A 16728-nucleotide genomic window follows, 5' to 3' on the forward strand; every position below is an offset into this window, starting at 1 on the left:
GGCCTTGTCTGTACAGCCTTTGAGTCAACCTCCCATGTATCGGGAACTATCAACCTTTCGAGCCATCCTCCGGTTTCTGAAAAACAGACGCGATCGGTTTGGCTTGCTTATCCGTTTGGGGATAAAACTTAAATTTCTCCATAGCCATACTAGCCGCTTGCACTACAGACGGATCGGGGTCTCGCAAACCCTGTTTAAGTATGGGAATCACGCGATCGCTTTTAATCATACCCAGAGCATAAATTGCCTCTTGACGCACTTGAGCGCTACTATCTTGGCTGAGTTGAGTTAAAGTAGGAATCGCTTGTTGGATTTCTGGACGTAAGCCATGGGTGCTTGCTAGTCTACCCAGAGTCGCGGCCAATTGAGTGCGTATTTCTGTATCTGCGTGTCGAGTATAGCCAACCAGGTTAGCAATAGCTGACAGGTTTTGTGACTCTCCTACTTTAGCGATCGCTATCAGCAAGTCTTCCTTTTCATGGCTGCCATGTCCAGTAACTTTCGGATTTAGGGGAGGCTTAACCGAATCTACTGCCATTAAACCATCAGCCATCACTGATTCTTCTACCTCTTCCACATCTTCAGAAACTTCCGACACCTCTGCCGCCACTTCCGTTTCTTCTGGTGTCTCTTCTGGTGTAGCAGCTTCTGTCGGTGTCTCCGAGACCATTAAACCATCAGCCATCACTGATTCTTCTACTTCTTCTACATCTTCAGAAACTTCCGCCGCCACTTCCGTTTCTTCTGGTGTCTCTTCTAGTGTAGCCGCTTCTGTCGGTATCTCCGAGACCATTAAACCATCAGCCATCACTGATTCTTCTACTTCTTCAGAAACTTCCGACACCTCTGCCGCCACTTCCGTTTCTTCTGGTGTCTCCTCTTCTGTAGCCGCTTCTGTCGGTATCTCCGAGACCATTAAACCATCAGCCATCACTGATTCTTCTACCTCTTCAGAAACTTCCGACACCTCTGCCACCACTTCCGTCTCTTCTGGTGTCTCTTCTGGTGTAGCAGCTTCTGTCGGTATCTCCGAGACCATTAAACCATCAGCCATCACTGATTCTTCTACCTCTTCCGACACCTCTGCCACCACTTCCGTCTCTTCTGGTGTCTCTTCTGGTGTAGCAGCTTCTGTAGGTGTCTCCGAGACCATTAAATCATCAGCCATCACTGATTCTTCTACCTCTTCCGACACCTCTGCCACCACTTCCGTCTCTTCTGGTGTCTCCTCTTCTGTAGCAGCTTCTGTAGCCTCTTCCGCTTCACTTTCTGCCAACAAATCAGGCAAAAATTCCAAACGCTCATGCAGCGACTCTATCATCTGCTCAGTTTGAGACTGCATAGCTCGCACGAGTTGTTCAGTTCCCGCGCGAATTTCATCATTATATTGTTCTTCCAGGTTATCAATAGCATTTTGAATCCGAGTCTCCTGATCTTGTTCAAGATCAGCGCGTAGCTTCTGAATTTCTTGTTCACTGTGCTGTCGGATATTTTCGATAGTTTGGCGAATTTCCTCTCTGGTAGTATAGTTGTCCTGCTCAAGTTGTTGCAGTTGGTTCTCATAGCCCGCGATATATTCTGCCATCTGCTGAGTGCGGTCTTGACTTTCGCTAATATCCCCATCCATATCATGAAGTTGAGTTTCATAGCCTGTTAAAGACTCACCCATTTCATTGATGCGACTTTGGCTGGCTTGTAAGTCTTGATTGACCTCTTCCAATTGAGTCTGATATGAAGTCAAAAACTCATTCAATTCCTCAACCTGGCGTTCACGGCTATGTAATTCCTCATTCAACTTTCCCAGGCGTTGCTGATACTCCCTCAACTGCTGGTTAGCTTCTTGAAGTTCCTCCTCACGGCTTTGTACCTGGTTGGTAAGCTGCTCAATATGGGACTGATAATATTGAGTTAAAGATTCATTGCTTTTTGTCAATTCAGCTTCATGTTCTTGTTTGAGCGTTTCTTTGCTCTCTCGCAGTTGGCGATCGTAATCATCTCTTAGGGACTGGACCATTTCCTGAATCCTGACTTGATGGGCTTTTTCTAATTCCTCAGCCGAGAGGCGAATTTGTCGCTCATATTCTTCTCTCTGCTCGGTCAGGCGACGCTCCAACACAGTATAGCTGACCCCCAACCCAGCCAAACTGCCAATAATTAACATAATCAGTAAACTAATCAGGTCCATAGGTAATCTCCCAATTTTTGGTAAAGTTATAGAGCCATCATCTAATCAACCCAGTTTTTAATAACTCTGTGTCCCCAGAGTATCTAAATACGTTACCAGATTATAATCGTGTCTAACACAACCCATGAAAAACCTGACCTCCTTCGCGCCCATTTACTGATCTCTGGACGGGTGCAGGGTGTCGGTTATCGATACTATACTCGCCAAGTCGCCATTCAAAAGGGAGCTAACGGCTGGGTGAAAAATTTGCCCGATGGTCGGGTCGAGGCTGTTTTTGAGGGTAGTCAAGCCCAAGTGGAGGCCATGATTAAATGGTGTTACCAAGGACCGCCCTCCGCTCAACCTACACAGGTTAAGGTAGAGTATCAGCGAGCCGAAGGACTCTACAGCTTTGATATTCTCTACCATTAGCCTCGAAATCATCCCTAGCGCGGTCTAGATCAAATTAGATCCTACTTTCAACAAATTCTTCTAGGCGCTTGAGTCCAGTTTCAATATTTTTTAAACTCGTGGCGTAGGATAGGCGAATGTGATCATCTGTTCCAAAAGCCAAGCCAGGAACTGTAGCCATTTGCTTTTCTTCTAACAAGGCATTGCAGAAGTCTACCGACCCTAAGCCGATTTTCCCGATATTGACGTACATATAAAATGCGCCGTAGGGTTTAACACAGCTAATTCCGGGAATAGCGTTCAGTAGTTCATACATCACCTGTCGGCGTTCTGCAAAGGCTTGTCGCATTGTTTCTACACAGTCGAGGGAACCTTCCAGAGCGGCGATCGCTCCATATTGAGCAAACGTGCAGACATTAGATGTACTATGGCTTTGAATCCGGGTCATCGCCCCAATAATAGTTTTATCCCCAGCCAGATAACCTAAACGCCATCCAGTCATAGCAAAGGACTTAGCGAAACCGCTACTAATCAGCGTCTGTTTATGGACTTCTGGGTGAGCGGCCGCTATACTCAGATGTTGCGCCCCATCATAGAGAATTTGGGAGTAAATCTCATCAGAGACTACCAGAATCCCCGACTCCACCACCACTTCCGCTAACGCTTTCAGTTCATCCGGGGTGTAAACCATCCCCGTCGGGTTTGACGGCGAGTTAAGGACAAATAGTTTAGTTTTCGGGGTAATCGCTTGTCGCAGTAATTCTGGGGTAATCTTATACTCGGTAGTCGCATCGGTGGGGACAATGACCGGAGTGCCATCAGCTAGTTTGACCATTTCTGGGTAGCTTAACCAGTAGGGGGAAGGTATAATCACTTCATCCCCAGCCTCGATGATCGCCATCATCAACCCGGACAGGGAATGTTTCCCGCCATTGGTGACAATGATATTTTCGGCGCTATAATTTATATTTTCCGCGCTATAATTAACACCCACCTCTTGAGTCAGACTGCGAGCGATTAATTCCCTCAGTTTGGGCTCTCCCGCTGCTGGACCGTACCGTGTCTTTCCTTCATCGAGTGCCTTTTTAGCCGCAGCGACTATGTGTTGGGGTGTGTCAAAGTCCGGTTCACCAACGCTGAAGTTGAGAACGTCGAGTCCCTCGGCTTTCATGGCCTTGGCCTTGGCTGATATCGCTAGGGTGACAGATTGGGGAACCTGTTCTACACGGGCTGCCAGCTTCATATCAAATTACTCTTTTTAGTAGTCTTAAACTAGAGATTCTACGGCGGGTGATGAATGTCTGCAACCCTAATTGTTGGGCAATGATGACATTTTTTCATTTGATTCAGGGTTTATTATCACAGATCCCGTTATTTGTCAACTATGTGAACTACAGTTGCGCTGAAAATCTAGGTCTCATTGTTCCATAAGTCTGTCATCGCATAAAGTCCGGTTGACATGATCTCAAAAAAGGTAAACCATCAAATGTTAGACTTCCGAGCTATAGATTCATTAATGTTGTATTCCTATTTCGATTCAGACACCAACGATTCTAAATCCTTCGAGTTACCAGGGGCACGCCCTCACTATAACCCCGATCGCCCTGGTCAGGTTGAGCATATTTTTCTCGACCTAGTTTTGGATATTCCCGCCCAAAGTTTTCAGGGAACTTGTACTATTACCCTAAATCCGATCCGCAGTGGTATTAATACCCTCACCCTCGATGCGGTAGATCTGGAAATTAATCAAGTTAAAATTGGTAAGCATGAGGTAGATTTTGACCATGATGGTCAGCAATTATACGTTCATCTGAACCAACCCACAGAGGTTAATCAAACCCTGAAAATAGCGATCGACTATACTGTTGATCATCCTCAACGAGGTCTATATTTTATCGGACCAAATTCAGATTATCCTGATAAACCGATTCAAGTTTGGACTCAAGGGGAAGATGAAGATTCCCGTTTCTGGTTTCCCTGCTTTGACTATCCGGGACAGTTAGCCACCTCAGAAATTAAAGTCCGGGTTCCCCAGGATTTTTTGGCGATCGCTAATGGTGAATTAATCGCCACCAAAACTAAGGGCGATCAGCAAATTTATCATTGGTTACAAAAGCAGGTTCACCCCAGTTATTTGATAGCGTTAGCGGTGGGTAAATTTGCCGAAATCAAAGAGGAGTATAATCAGATTCCGGTGGTTTATTATGTCGAAAAAAATCGCCAGGAAGATGCTCTACGGAGTATGGGAAAAACTCCAGCTATGATTGAGTTTCTCTCTCAAACTTTTGGCTATGATTATCCCTATCCGAAATATGCTCAAGTCTGTGTTGATGATTTCATTTTTGGAGGTATGGAAAATACCTCGACAACTCTGTTAACCGATCGCTGTTTGTTGGACGAACGCGCTACCCTAGATAACCGCAATACAGAAAGCTTGGTAGTCCATGAACTCGCCCATCAATGGTTTGGTGATTTGGTGGTAATTGCCCATTGGTCTCATGCTTGGATTAAGGAGGGAATGGCGACTTATTCTGAGGTACTCTGGACTGAACATGAATATGGGGCGGACGAGGCAGCTTATTACCGATTAAATGAAGCCCGTAGCTATTTTTCGGAGGATTCTTCCCGCTATAGTCGTCCGATTGTAACTCACGTTTACCGAGAAGCGATTGAACTTTATGATCGCCATCTTTATGAAAAAGGCGCTTGTGTTTATCACATGATTCGCGCCGAATTGGGAGATGAGTTATTTGCCAAAGCTATTCATACTTTTGTGCAGGATAACGCCCATAAAACTGTGGAAACGGTGGATTTATTGAGGGCGATCGAAAAGGCAACGGGACGGAATTTGCTGTTTTTGTTTGATCAATATGTCTATCGTGGGGGACATCCTAAATATAAGGTTTCCTATTCCTGGGATAATGATAGCAAAATTGCGAAGGTGACTATTAAACAAACCCAGGCGAAAGACAGTGATAAACTCAGTGAGGCTAATTTGTTTAATCTGAAAATACCTATAGGTTTTGGCTACACGAAAAAATCTAAGGGTAAATCCAAAAAGAAATCGACTCCAGTGGAGTTGAAAACGGTGACTGTACAAGTTAGCGATCGCGAACAGAGTTTTTACTTTCCTTTGGAAGAGAAACCTAACTTTATCAGTTTTGATGTGGGTAATAATTTGCTCAAAACTGTGACTTTAGATTATCCAGTAGCTGAGTTAAAAGCACAGCTTCAGTTTGACCCAGACCCGATTTCCCGGATTTATGCCGCCCAAGCCTTGGCTAAAAAAGGGAATTTGGCATCGGCTAAAGCCTTGGGTGAGGCGATGGTTTCTGAACCTTTCTGGGGAGTCCGGGTTGAAGTGGCGAAACAGTTGGTAAAGGTTAAACTGGATCAGTCTTTTGATGGCTTGGTGGCTGGCTTGAAAGATGAAAATCCACGAGTGCGGCGGGCGGTGGTTAATGCTTTGGCAGAAATTCACACGGCTGCAAGTTATCAGGCGATTAAACCTCTGGTGGAAAATGGTGATCCGAGTTATTATGTGGAGGCTAGTGCTATACAGGCGATCGCCAAAATAGCAGCGGGAAATACCGAGGATGAACCTACAGAAGCTGAGGCGATCGCTTTGTTAGAAATGGTGTTACAAGAAAGGGCTGGTTGGAATGAGGTAGTCCGGTCTGGGGCGATTTTGGGTTTGAGTCAAATGAAAACTTCGGAAATGGCTTTAAATCTGATTTTGAAATATACCGCTAATGGTGTTCCTCAAGCCCTGCGTTTAAATGCTATTTCTAGTCTAGGTCGCATTTCCACAGGTCAAAATAACATCAATCTTGAACGTATTATGCAACGGATTCAAGAACTAGCTAAAGAAGATTTCTTCTTAACTCAAATATCTGTGGTAATGGCTTTAAGCCAAATGGAAACTCCCAAGGCGATCGCTGTTTTGAATGACCTAGCAGAACAGACCATGGATGGACGGGTCAGGCGCAGGGCGGAAGAGGCTGTGCAAAAAGTCCAAAAAAATCTGGGTTCAGACAAAGCTATTAAGCAGTTACGGGAGGAACTGGACAAAATCAAAAAGGAAAATCAAGAACTACGAAGTCGCCTAGAAAACTTAGAGGCTAAAACTAAGTAATCCGCATCATATTGGGGTAATTAGTAAATTACCCCAAGGCGTAAATTCTGGTTGATATTTATTCGTGCTGATGGCTTTGTAGCCATCCCAGCAAATCATCTATCTCCGAAAAGTCTAGTAATGCTTCTCCTAACTCCTCTAATGCGGGTAATGGTAACTGATTGATTTGACCGATGACCGTTTCTGGTAAACTGCCTAATCTCCTATTGAGCAGCCGGACAATTAAGGTCTTTTCACCTTCAGTTGCCCCTTGTTGTAATCCTTGTTGTAATCCCTGTTGTAATCCTTTTTCAAGGGCTTCTTCCCAAATGTCTTGATAAATTACTGATTCTTGCATAATTTCTTGCCTCAACAATCGTTTAATCAACACTTTTTCTAAGACCAAACCCGCCAGAATTGCTGTGGATGCTGCCACGTTATTTTGGGTTCTCCGGTCAGCGATCGCATCAATTTTAGCTGCTACCTGCTCTAATAACTTTTGGCGATCGCCCGTTTTGGCTAGTACCGCAAAAGGTAATAATCCCGGCACATTTATAAACGTATCTACGGATTCTTCCCAGAGTCTAATTATCTGAAATTGATGGCGAGTTGGAGACTAGCCATACCCGCAAATCATCTATCTCAGAAAAGTCTAGTAATGCTTCTCCTAACTCCTCTAATGCGGGTAATGGTAACTGATTGATTTGACCGATGACCGTTTCTGGCAAACTGCCTAATCTCCTATTGAGCAGCCGGACAATTAAGGTCTTTTCACCTTCAGTTACCCCTTGTTGTAATCCCTGTTGTAATCCCTGTTGTAATCCTTCTTCTAAACCTTGTTGTAATCCTTTTTCAAGGGCTTCTTCCCAAATGTCTTGATAAATTACTGATTCTTGCATAATTTCTTGCCTCAACAATCGTTTAATCAACACTTTTTCTAAGACCAAACCCGCCAGAATTGCTGTGGATGCTGCCACGTTATTTTGGGTTCTCCGGTCAGCGATCGCATCAATTTTAGCTGCTACCTGCTCTAATAACTTTTGGCGATCGCCCGTTTGAGCTAGTACCGCAAAAGGTAATAATCCCGGCACATTTATAAACGTATCTACGGATTCTTCCCAGAGTCTAATTACCTGAAATTGATGGCGAGTTGGAGACTAGCCATACCCGCAAATCATTGATCTCAGAAAAGTCTAGTAATGCTTCTCCTAACTCCTCTAATGCGGGTAATGGTAACTGATTGATTTGACCGATGACCGTTTCTGGCAAACTGCCTAATCTCCTATTGAGCAGCCGGACAATTAAGGTCTTTTCACCTTCAGTTACCCCTTGTTGTAATCCCTGTTGTAATCCCTGTTGTAATCCCTGTTGTAATCCCTGTTGTAATCCCTGTTGTAATCCTTCTTCTAAACCTTGTTGTAATCCTTTTTCAAGGGCTTCTTCCCAAATGTCTTGATAAATTACTGATTCTTGCATAATTTCTTGCCTCAACAATCGTTTAATCAACACTTTGTCTAAGACCAAACCCGCCAGAATCGCTGTGGATGCTGCCACGTTATTTTGGGTTCTCCGGTCTGCGATCGCATCAATTTTAGCTGCTACCTGCTCTAATAACTTTTGGCGATCGCCCGTTTGAGCTAGTACCGCAAAAGGTAATAATCCCGGCACATTTATAAACGTATCTACGGATTCTTCCCAGAGTCTAATTACCTGAAATTGATGGCGAGTTTGAGCTATTTCTAGCTGGGTTTGGTAGACTAAATCCGAGGAACTTTCCCTTAAATAAATTACCACTTGCTGCATGGAGCATTCTGGGAACCGACGATAGACCCGCACCCAATAATCTAACATCCTAAACGGAATAGTTGGGTCCGGTTGGGTCTGAAATTCCAGATGCAGGATGACTCCCTCTGATTTCAGCAAGATGAGACTATCAGCCCGAATTGGCTCTAGGGAAAGTTCCGACGGGCTGAGTTCAGTCAGGGGAATGGGTTCTCCCAATAACCACTGGGCTAAATCCGCCGGAAACGTCTCAGCCAGGAACTTGCAAACATTGTCAAACATATTAGTATTATACCCCAATCTACGGGCGGTTGTGGGGAGTCTGTAAGGAGTCAGAAAAGAGTATTTTTAAAGCCTGTTCTAAATTAGCTGTAATCCTGATAATGTTGGGGTAATTAGTAAATTACCCCAAGGCGGAAATTCCGGTTGATATTTATTCGGGCTGATGGCTTTCTAGCCATACCCGCAAATCATTGATCTCAGAAAAGTCTAGTAATGCTTCTCCTAACTCCTCTAATGCGGGTAATGGTAACTGATTGATTTGACCGATGACCGTTTCTGGCAAACTGCCTAATCTCCTATTGAGCAGCCGGAAAATTAAGGTCTTTTCACCTTCAGTTACCCCTTGTTGTAATCCCTGTTGTAATCCCTGTTGTAATCCCTGTTGTAATCCCTGTTGTAATCCTTCTTCTAAACCTTGTTGTAATCCTTTTTCAAGGGCTTCTTCCCAAATGTCTTGATAAATTACTGATTCTTGCATAATTTCTTGCCTCAACAATCGTTTAATCAACACTTTGTCTAAGACCAAACCCGCCAGAATCGCTGTGGATGCTGCCACGTTATTTTGGGTTCTCCGGTCAGCGATCGCATCAATTTTAGCTGCTACCTGCTCTAATAACTTTTGGCGATCGCCCGTTTTGGCTAGTACCGCAAAAGGTAATAATCCCGGCACATTTATAAACGTATCTACGGATTCTTCCCAGAGTCTAATTATCTGAAATTGATGGCGAGTTGGAGACTAGCCATACCCGCAAATCATTGATCTCAGAAAAGTCTAGTAATGCTTCTCCTAACTCCTCTAATGCGGGTAATGGTAACTGATTGATTTGACCGATGACCGTTTCTGGCAAACTGCCTAATCTCCTATTGAGCAGCCGGACAATTAAGGTCTTTTCACCTTCAGTTACCCCTTGTTGTAATCCCTGTTGTAATCCCTGTTGTAATCCCTGTTGTAATCCCTGTTGTAATCCCTGTTGTAATCCCTGTTGTAATCCTTCTTCTAAACCTTGTTGTAATCCTTTTTCAAGGGCTTCTTCCCAAATGTCTTGATAAATTACTGATTCTTGCATAATTTCTTGCCTCAACAATCGTTTAATCAACACTTTGTCTAAGACCAAACCCGCCAGAATCGCTGTGGATGCTGCCACGTTATTTTGGGTTCTCCGGTCTGCGATCGCATCAATTTTAGCTGCTACCTGCTCTAATAACTTTTGGCGATCGCCCGTTTGAGCTAGTACCGCAAAAGGTAATAATCCCGGCACATTTATAAACGTATCTACGGATTCTTCCCAGAGTCTAATTACCTGAAATTGATGGCGAGTTTGAGCTATTTCTAGCTGGGTTTGGTAGACTAAATCCGAGGAACTTTCCCTTAAATAAATTACCACTTGCTGCATGGAGCATTCTGGGAACCGACGATAGACCCGCACCCAATAATCTAACATCCTAAACGGAATAGTTGGGTCCGGTTGGGTCTGAAATTCCAGATGCAGGATGACTCCCTCTGATTTCAGCAAGATGAGACTATCAGCCCGAATTGGCTCTAGGGAAAGTTCCGACGGGCTGAGTTCAGTCAGGGGAATGGGTTCTCCCAATAACCACTGGGCTAAATCCGCCGGAAACGTCTCAGCCAGGAACTTGCAAACATTGTCAAACATATTAGTATTATACCCCAATCTACGGGCGGTTGTGGGGAGTCTGTAAGGAGTCAGAAAAGAGTATTTTTAAAGCCTGTTCTCAATTAGCTGTAATCGTGATCATGTTGGGGTAATTAGTAAATTACCCCAAGGCGGAAATTCCGGTTGATATTTATTCGGGCTGATGCCTTTCTAGCCATCCCAACAAATCATCTATCTCCGAAAAGTCTAGTAATGCTTCTCCTAACTCCTCTAATGCGGGTAATGGTAACTGATTGATTTGACCGATGACCGTTTCTGGTAAACTGCCTAATCTCCTATTGAGCAGCCGGAAAATTAAGGTCTTTTCACCTTCAGTTACCCCCTGTTGTAATCCCTGTTGTAATCCTTTTTCAAGGGCTTCTTCCCAAATGTCTTGATAAATTACTGATTCTTGCATAATTTCTTGCCTCAACAATCGTTTAATCAACACTTTGTCTAAGACCAAACCCGCCAGAATCGCTGTGGATGCTGCCACGTTATTTTGGGTTCTCCGGTCAGCGATCGCATCAATTTTAGCTGCTACCTGCTCTAATAACTTTTGGCGATCGCCCGTTTGAGCTAGTACCGCAAAAGGTAATAATCCCGGCACATTTATAAACGTATCTACGGATTCTTCCCAGAGTCTAATTACCTGAAATTGATGGCGAGTTTGAGCTATTTCTAGCTGGGTTTGGTAGACTAAATCCGAGGAACTTTCCCTTAAATAAATTACCACTTGCTGCATGGAGCATTCTGGGAACCGACGATAGACCCGCACCCAATAATCTAACATCCTAAACGGAATAGTTGGGTCCGGTTGGGTCTGAAATTCCAGATGCAGGATGACTCCCTCTGATTTCAGCAAGATGAGACTATCAGCCCGAATTGGCTCTAGGGAAAGTTCCGACGGGCTGAGTTCAGTCAGGGGAATGGGTTCTCCCAATAACCACTGGGCTAAATCCGCCGGAAACGTCTCAGCCAGGAACTTGCAAACATTGTCAAACATATTAGTATTATACCCCAATCTACGGGCGGTTGTGGGGAGTCTGTAAGGAGTCAGAAAAGAGTATTTTTAAAGCCTGTTCTAAATTAGCTGTAATCCTGATAATGTTGGGGTAATTAGTAAATTACCCCAAGGCGGAAATTCCGGTTGATATTTATTCGGGCTGATGGCTTTCTAGCCATCCCAGCAAATCATCTATCTCCGAAAAGTCTAGTAATGCTTCTCCTAACTCCTCTAATGCGGGTAATGGTAACTGATTGATTTGACCGATGACCGTTTCTGGCAAACTACCTAATCTCCTATTGAGCAGCCGGAAAATTAAGGTCTTTTCACCTTCAGTTACCCCCTGTTGTAATCCTTTTTCAAGGGCTTCTTCCCAAATGTCTTGATAAATTACTGATTCTTGCATAATTTCTTGCCTCAACAATCGTTTAATCAACACTTTGTCTAAGACCAAACCCGCCAGAATCGCTGTGGATGCTGCCACGTTATTTTGGGTTCTCCGGTCTGCGATCGCATCAATTTTAGCTGCTACCTGCTCTAATAACTTTTGGCGATCGCCCGTTTGAGCTAGTACCGCAAAAGGTAATAATCCCGGCACATTTATAAACGTATCTACGGATTCTTCCCAGAGTCTAATTATCTGAAATTGATGGCGAGTTGGAGACTAGCCATACCCGCAAATCATCTATCTCAGAAAAGTCTAGTAATGCTTCTCCTAACTCCTCTAATGCGGGTAATGGTAACTGATTGATTTGACCGATGACCGTTTCTGGCAAACTGCCTAATCTCCTATTGAGCAGCCGGAAAATTAAGGTCTTTTCACCTTCAGTTACCCCTTGTTGTAATCCCTGTTGTAATCCCTGTTGTAATCCCTGTTGTAATCCTTCTTCTAAACCTTGTTGTAATCCTTTTTCAAGGGCTTCTTCCCAAATGTCTTGATAAATTACTGATTCTTGCATAATTTCTTGCCTCAACAATCGTTTAATCAACACTTTGTCTAAGACCAAACCCGCCAGAATCGCTGTGGATGCTGCCACGTTATTTTGGGTTCTCCGGTCAGCGATCGCATCAATTTTAGCTGCTACCTGCTCTAATAACTTTTGGCGATCGCCCGTTTGAGCTAGTACCGCAAAAGGTAATAATCCCGGCACATTTATAAACGTATCTACGGATTCTTCCCAGAGTCTAATTACCTGAAATTGATGGCGAGTTTGAGCTATTTCTAGCTGGGTTTGGTAGACTAAATCCGAGGAACTTTCCCTTAAATAAATTACCACTTGCTGCATGGAGCATTCTGGGAACCGACGATAGACCCGCACCCAATAATCTAACATCCTAAACGGAATAGTTGGGTCCGGTTGGGTCTGAAATTCCAGATGCAGGATGACTCCCTCTGATTTCAGCAAGATGAGACTATCAGCCCGAATTGGCTCTAGGGAAAGTTCCGACGGGCTGAGTTCAGTCAGGGGAATGGGTTCTCCCAATAACCACTGGGCTAAATCCGCCGGAAACGTCTCAGCCAGGAACTTGCAAACATTGTCAAACATATTAGTATTATACCCCAATCTACGGGCGGTTGTGGGGAGTCTGTAAGGAGTCAGAAAAGAGTATTTTTAAAGCCTGTTCTAAATTAGCTGTAATCCTTTTGGTGGCTGTTTTTTTTGACTCACCATCTTCTGTGTCAACCGGAATGGGAGCGCCAATGTTTACCTTAACCCGCGTTCCTTTAGAAATGGGAGGTTGTCGATCATAACAAATGGCGATGGGAATAATTGGTAACTTGAAATCGGGTTGATTGGCGATCGCTTGTAGTGCAATTCTGGCTACACCTGATTTAATCGGGTGAATTTGATTATCTTGAAAAATATGTCCCTCTGGAAACAGTACCAACATTTCCTGATTTTGGAGAAGTTCGACACTATATCTAATGCTGGCGGTTCCTGGATTTTCGCGATTAACGGGAAATCCTCCCAACTTTTTGACAAACCACCCCTGGAGTCCTTGGGTTTGTTCCCATAAAACCATGTATCGCAAATCCCTCCCCGTAACTGACCTTCCAGCAACGTAGCCTAAGATAAGGGGGTCCCATCGCGAACGGTGGGTGGGGGCTAAAATTACCGGTCCTTCCCGTGGAATATACTCTTGACCCTCTACTTCAATTTGTTGAAAATATAGAGGCATGAAAATTCGACCCATCAGCCAGTAAGTGAGGGGGGTTAACCATGGGGAAACCTCGGATTCAAAGGAGTTTGAAGAGTTGCAACTAGGGGATGTTTGGTTTGACATTAGTATAGACACCTGAAATTTAGCTTTCCTTAATCATAACCCCTCTGAGTTTATTAATAATTATGATAATTATGGCGATCGCACTTCCGGTTATGTTATACATATAAAGGTTATCATAAAATGTGATGAGCTATTTAATGGGAAGGATAATTAATTAAAATGCTCAAATTGGCAATATCGATTGTACTCTGTATTGCACTTGGCTGGGGATTGATGACCCCGGTTAATGCTGCCAATTTATCCGATCGCGATCGCTTACTTAAACAAAATATCTGTGTCTCATTTTTGTGGAAAGTGTGTGATCTACAGGGTGCTGATCTCCGAGAACTTGATCTAACTGGCGCTAACCTAACTAGGGCAAATTTACAAGGAGCCAATTTACAAAATGCTATATTACAGAAAGCGCGACTAGGTGGAGCCAAATTACAGGGAGCTAATTTACAGGGAGCCAAACTTTTTGAAGCTGACCTAAATCATGCTAATTTGATGAGTGCTAATCTCAATGATTCGGAACTATTAAAAGCTAATTTAACCTTAGCTAATTTACAGGGCGCTTATCTACAAAGTGCTAATTTAATCGAAGCTATACTCTGGGGTGCTAACCTAATTGGTGCTGATTTACAGCAGGCTAGTTTACAAAGTGCTAACTTAGAATATGCTAACTTAGCTGATAGTAATTTGAGGGAAGCTGACCTGCATAGTTTTTCTTTCCGAGAATTTCAAAAACCTACTAATCTGAGTCATGCTAACTTGGAAGGGGCTAATTTAGTTAATGCTAATGTGCGGGGTGTTATTTTAGAGGGGACAATTATGCCAGATGGGTCTATTTACCAGGAAAATACAGCCCTATAGATATTGTTAGTGTTCAGTTGTTCGGGAGGTGCGTCATAGGTATCTGACGCACCAATTTTCCCTGAGACTAAGCTCTAAGAGCTGGAACTAACCCCGAATGAATCAGTAATGGTTTGGTACTAGGTTCTCGTCCTCGGAAAGATTTAAACACCTCCATAGGGTGCAAACTGCCGCCTAGGGCTAATACGGTATGGCGGAATTTTTCCCCAATAGAAACCACGGCGGAATCATTATCTAATCCAGCTTCCTCAAAGGCGGCAAAAGCGTCGGCGCTGAGAACTTCCGCCCATTTGTAGCTGTAATATCCGGCGGCATATCCTCCGGCAAAAATATGACCGAAACTACATAAAAATGCGTCTTCTGGAAGAGGTGGTAAAACGGTGGTTTCAGCAGCAAGACGTTGACGCACATCATTGACAGTTTCTTTACCTCCGGGTTGGTAACGGTGGTGTAATTCCAAATCGACCAAGGAAAAATGAATTTGTCGTAACATGGCTGTACCACTCATATAATTGCGGGAGGCAAGTATTTTTTGGTAATAGTGTTCTGGGAGAGTTTCCCCGGTTTCGTAATGTTTAGCCATCCCAAATAATGTAGAGCGATCATAACACCAGTTTTCCATAAATTGGCTGGGTAATTCCACGGCATCCCACTCTACATTATTAATACCAGATGCGCCAGGATAATCCACGGTGGTCAGCATATGTTGTAAACCATGACCAAATTCGTGGAATAGGGTTTCTACCTCGGAGAAGGTCATTAAACTCGGTTTTCCGTCTACAGGTGGGGTCTGATTGCATTGTAAATAGGCGACGGGAAGGCGAATTTTAGTGATACCATCTTCGATGATTTTGGCGCGGTTAATGCAGTCAGCCATCCAAGCGCCGCCTCGTTTTTCGGCGGGACGACTGTAGGGGTCTAGGTAAAAATAGGCGATCGCATTTTTATGTTCATCAGCTACTTGAAAATAGCGGACATCAGGATGCCAAATTGGGGCCAAACCATCGGCGGGCGTAATGGTAACATTAAAGATGCGCCGCACCAGTTCAAACAAGCCATCCAGAACTTGATTTAGGGGAAAATAGGGGCGCAGTTCTTCATCTGTATAGGCAAATTTTTCTGACCTTTGGCGTTCCGACCAAAAGCTAATATCCCAATGTTTCAGATCGGATTTTTCCCCTTGGGATTTAGCATAGGCTTTCAGTTCTTCAAATTCCTGAACTCCTGCTTCATAGCTAACTGTTCGCAGTTCTTCTAGGAGTTGTTCAACGGCGGCGACATCGGGAGCCATTTTACTGGCTAAACTCAGTTCTGCGTAACTAGAAAAACCGAGAATTTCTGCTTTCTCTTTACGCAGTTTTAAAATGCGTTCAATTAAGGGAAAATTGTTGAGTTCTCCCTCGGAGGCGCGACTGATATAAGCGCGATATACGGTTTCGCGTAAATCTCGGCGGGTGCTATATTTAAGAAACGGTCCAAAACTGGGAAAGTCTAAAGTAATTCGCCAGGGTCCGTTTTCTGGGGTGGCGTTTTCTTCCCCGGCTTCTCTGGCTGCTTGGGCTGCTAGACTGAGTAAGCTGGGGGGTAAGCCGTCTATTTCTTCTGGGGTGGTTAGGGTGAGGCTAAAGGCTTTGGTTGCGTCAATTACTTGGTTAGAAAATTGGGTAGAAAGTTCGGCTAATTCTAGTTCAATAGCGTTAAAGCGATCGCATATTTCTCCGGTTAATCCTACCCCAGATAATTCCGCATCTCTAATGGTGGCTTCTACAATCCGTTTTTGAGCAGGTTCTAGGGATTCCCAATCGGGTGATTCTGCTAACGCTTTAAATGCCTTGTATAGGGGTTGGCTTTGGTTCAGACGGTTGATAAATTGAACCACTTGGGGCTGTACTGTTTGATGGGCTTCTCGCAGTTCTGGGCTATTTTTAACACCCATCAGATGATTAATTATACCCCAACTCCAGACTAGACGTTCTTGGAGTTCCTGGAGAGGTTCAACTAATCCTGACCAGGTGGGTTCGGCGTTTTCTTCTAATTTACTAAGGGTGGTTTCTAGTTCCTCTAAAAGTTGGGTGATTCCTGGGACTACATTATCTGTAGTAATATCTGCAAAGGGGGGAAGTCCTTTTCCGATTAAAAGTGGATTCTGGGTCATAGTGTTATGATTCATCAATTG

14 protein-coding genes and 1 pseudogene are annotated in these 16728 nt (G+C 44.0%); 3 read left to right on the forward strand and 12 right to left on the reverse strand.

Annotated elements, in window-relative coordinates; genetic code table 11:
- Positions 1–49 precede the first annotated feature (49 nt).
- Positions 50–2185, reverse strand: a complete 2136-nt coding sequence (locus tag HFV01_RS11615; RefSeq protein WP_193521104.1) for a HEAT repeat domain-containing protein — start codon at positions 2183–2185, stop codon at positions 50–52.
- Positions 2186–2293: 108 nt separating this feature from the next.
- On the opposite strand from HFV01_RS11615, the gene HFV01_RS11620 reads away from it, so the two are divergent.
- Positions 2294–2596 carry an acylphosphatase gene (locus HFV01_RS11620; protein WP_006670482.1) on the forward strand — a complete coding sequence of 101 codons (303 nt, stop codon included), beginning with the start codon at positions 2294–2296 and terminating at the stop codon, positions 2594–2596.
- Between the two features lie 34 nt (positions 2597–2630).
- Here the strand turns inward: HFV01_RS11620 and HFV01_RS11625 are convergent, their stop codons facing one another.
- Positions 2631–3818, reverse strand: coding sequence for a pyridoxal phosphate-dependent aminotransferase (locus HFV01_RS11625; protein WP_046319524.1), 1188 nt, complete (start codon positions 3816–3818; stop codon positions 2631–2633).
- Between the two features lie 273 nt (positions 3819–4091).
- On the opposite strand from HFV01_RS11625, the gene HFV01_RS11630 reads away from it, so the two are divergent.
- On the forward strand, positions 4092–6710 hold the full coding sequence (locus tag HFV01_RS11630) for a M1 family metallopeptidase (protein ID WP_035760173.1): 2619 nt from the start codon (positions 4092–4094) through the stop codon (positions 6708–6710).
- Between the two features lie 58 nt (positions 6711–6768).
- Here HFV01_RS11630 and HFV01_RS11635 read toward each other — a convergent pair.
- The 9 genes and pseudogenes from HFV01_RS11635 to HFV01_RS11675 all read right to left on the reverse strand — a co-directional run.
- Positions 6769–7299, reverse strand: a pseudogene (locus HFV01_RS11635) (Rpn family recombination-promoting nuclease/putative transposase); the annotation flags it as partial.
- The gene (locus HFV01_RS11640; RefSeq protein ID WP_193521106.1) at positions 7274–7780 is read right to left on the reverse strand and encodes a DUF4351 domain-containing protein; all 507 of its coding nucleotides are present in this window, start codon (positions 7778–7780) and stop codon (positions 7274–7276) included. The pseudogene HFV01_RS11635 and the gene HFV01_RS11640, both read right to left, overlap by 26 nt.
- Before the next feature lie 34 nt (positions 7781–7814).
- The gene (locus HFV01_RS11645) at positions 7815–8753 is read right to left on the reverse strand and encodes an Rpn family recombination-promoting nuclease/putative transposase (protein WP_006670195.1); all 939 of its coding nucleotides are present in this window, start codon (positions 8751–8753) and stop codon (positions 7815–7817) included.
- A gap of 151 nt (positions 8754–8904) precedes the next feature.
- A complete protein-coding gene (locus tag HFV01_RS11650; protein WP_193521107.1) occupies positions 8905–9423 on the reverse strand; it encodes a DUF4351 domain-containing protein in 519 nt (172 codons plus the stop codon).
- A 34-nt stretch (positions 9424–9457) separates the two neighbouring features.
- A complete protein-coding gene (locus HFV01_RS11655; RefSeq protein ID WP_193521108.1) occupies positions 9458–10408 on the reverse strand; it encodes an Rpn family recombination-promoting nuclease/putative transposase in 951 nt (316 codons plus the stop codon).
- Between the two features lie 151 nt (positions 10409–10559).
- Positions 10560–11414, reverse strand: coding sequence for an Rpn family recombination-promoting nuclease/putative transposase (locus HFV01_RS11660; RefSeq protein ID WP_193521109.1), 855 nt, complete (start codon positions 11412–11414; stop codon positions 10560–10562).
- 151 nt (positions 11415–11565) lie between these two features.
- A complete protein-coding gene (locus HFV01_RS11665) occupies positions 11566–12012 on the reverse strand; it encodes a DUF4351 domain-containing protein (RefSeq protein ID WP_193521110.1) in 447 nt (148 codons plus the stop codon).
- 34 nt (positions 12013–12046) lie between these two features.
- Positions 12047–12961, reverse strand: a complete 915-nt coding sequence (locus HFV01_RS11670; RefSeq protein WP_193521111.1) for an Rpn family recombination-promoting nuclease/putative transposase — start codon at positions 12959–12961, stop codon at positions 12047–12049.
- A gap of 19 nt (positions 12962–12980) precedes the next feature.
- The gene (locus HFV01_RS11675; RefSeq protein WP_006625314.1) at positions 12981–13700 is read right to left on the reverse strand and encodes a lysophospholipid acyltransferase family protein; all 720 of its coding nucleotides are present in this window, start codon (positions 13698–13700) and stop codon (positions 12981–12983) included.
- 213 nt (positions 13701–13913) lie between these two features.
- Here HFV01_RS11675 and HFV01_RS11680 point away from each other — a divergent pair, with 213 nt between their 5' ends.
- On the forward strand, positions 13914–14552 hold the full coding sequence (locus HFV01_RS11680; protein ID WP_008051258.1) for a pentapeptide repeat-containing protein: 639 nt from the start codon (positions 13914–13916) through the stop codon (positions 14550–14552).
- 67 nt (positions 14553–14619) lie between these two features.
- On the opposite strand, the gene HFV01_RS11685 is transcribed toward HFV01_RS11680, so the two are convergent.
- Positions 14620–16722 (reverse strand): M3 family metallopeptidase, encoded by a 2103-nt coding sequence (locus HFV01_RS11685; RefSeq protein ID WP_006670200.1) that lies wholly within the window; start codon positions 16720–16722, stop codon positions 14620–14622.
- Positions 16723–16728 lie beyond the last annotated feature (6 nt).

Source organism: Limnospira fusiformis SAG 85.79 (genome assembly GCF_012516315.1).
Lineage (GTDB): Bacteria > Cyanobacteriota > Cyanobacteriia > Cyanobacteriales > Microcoleaceae > Limnospira > Limnospira fusiformis.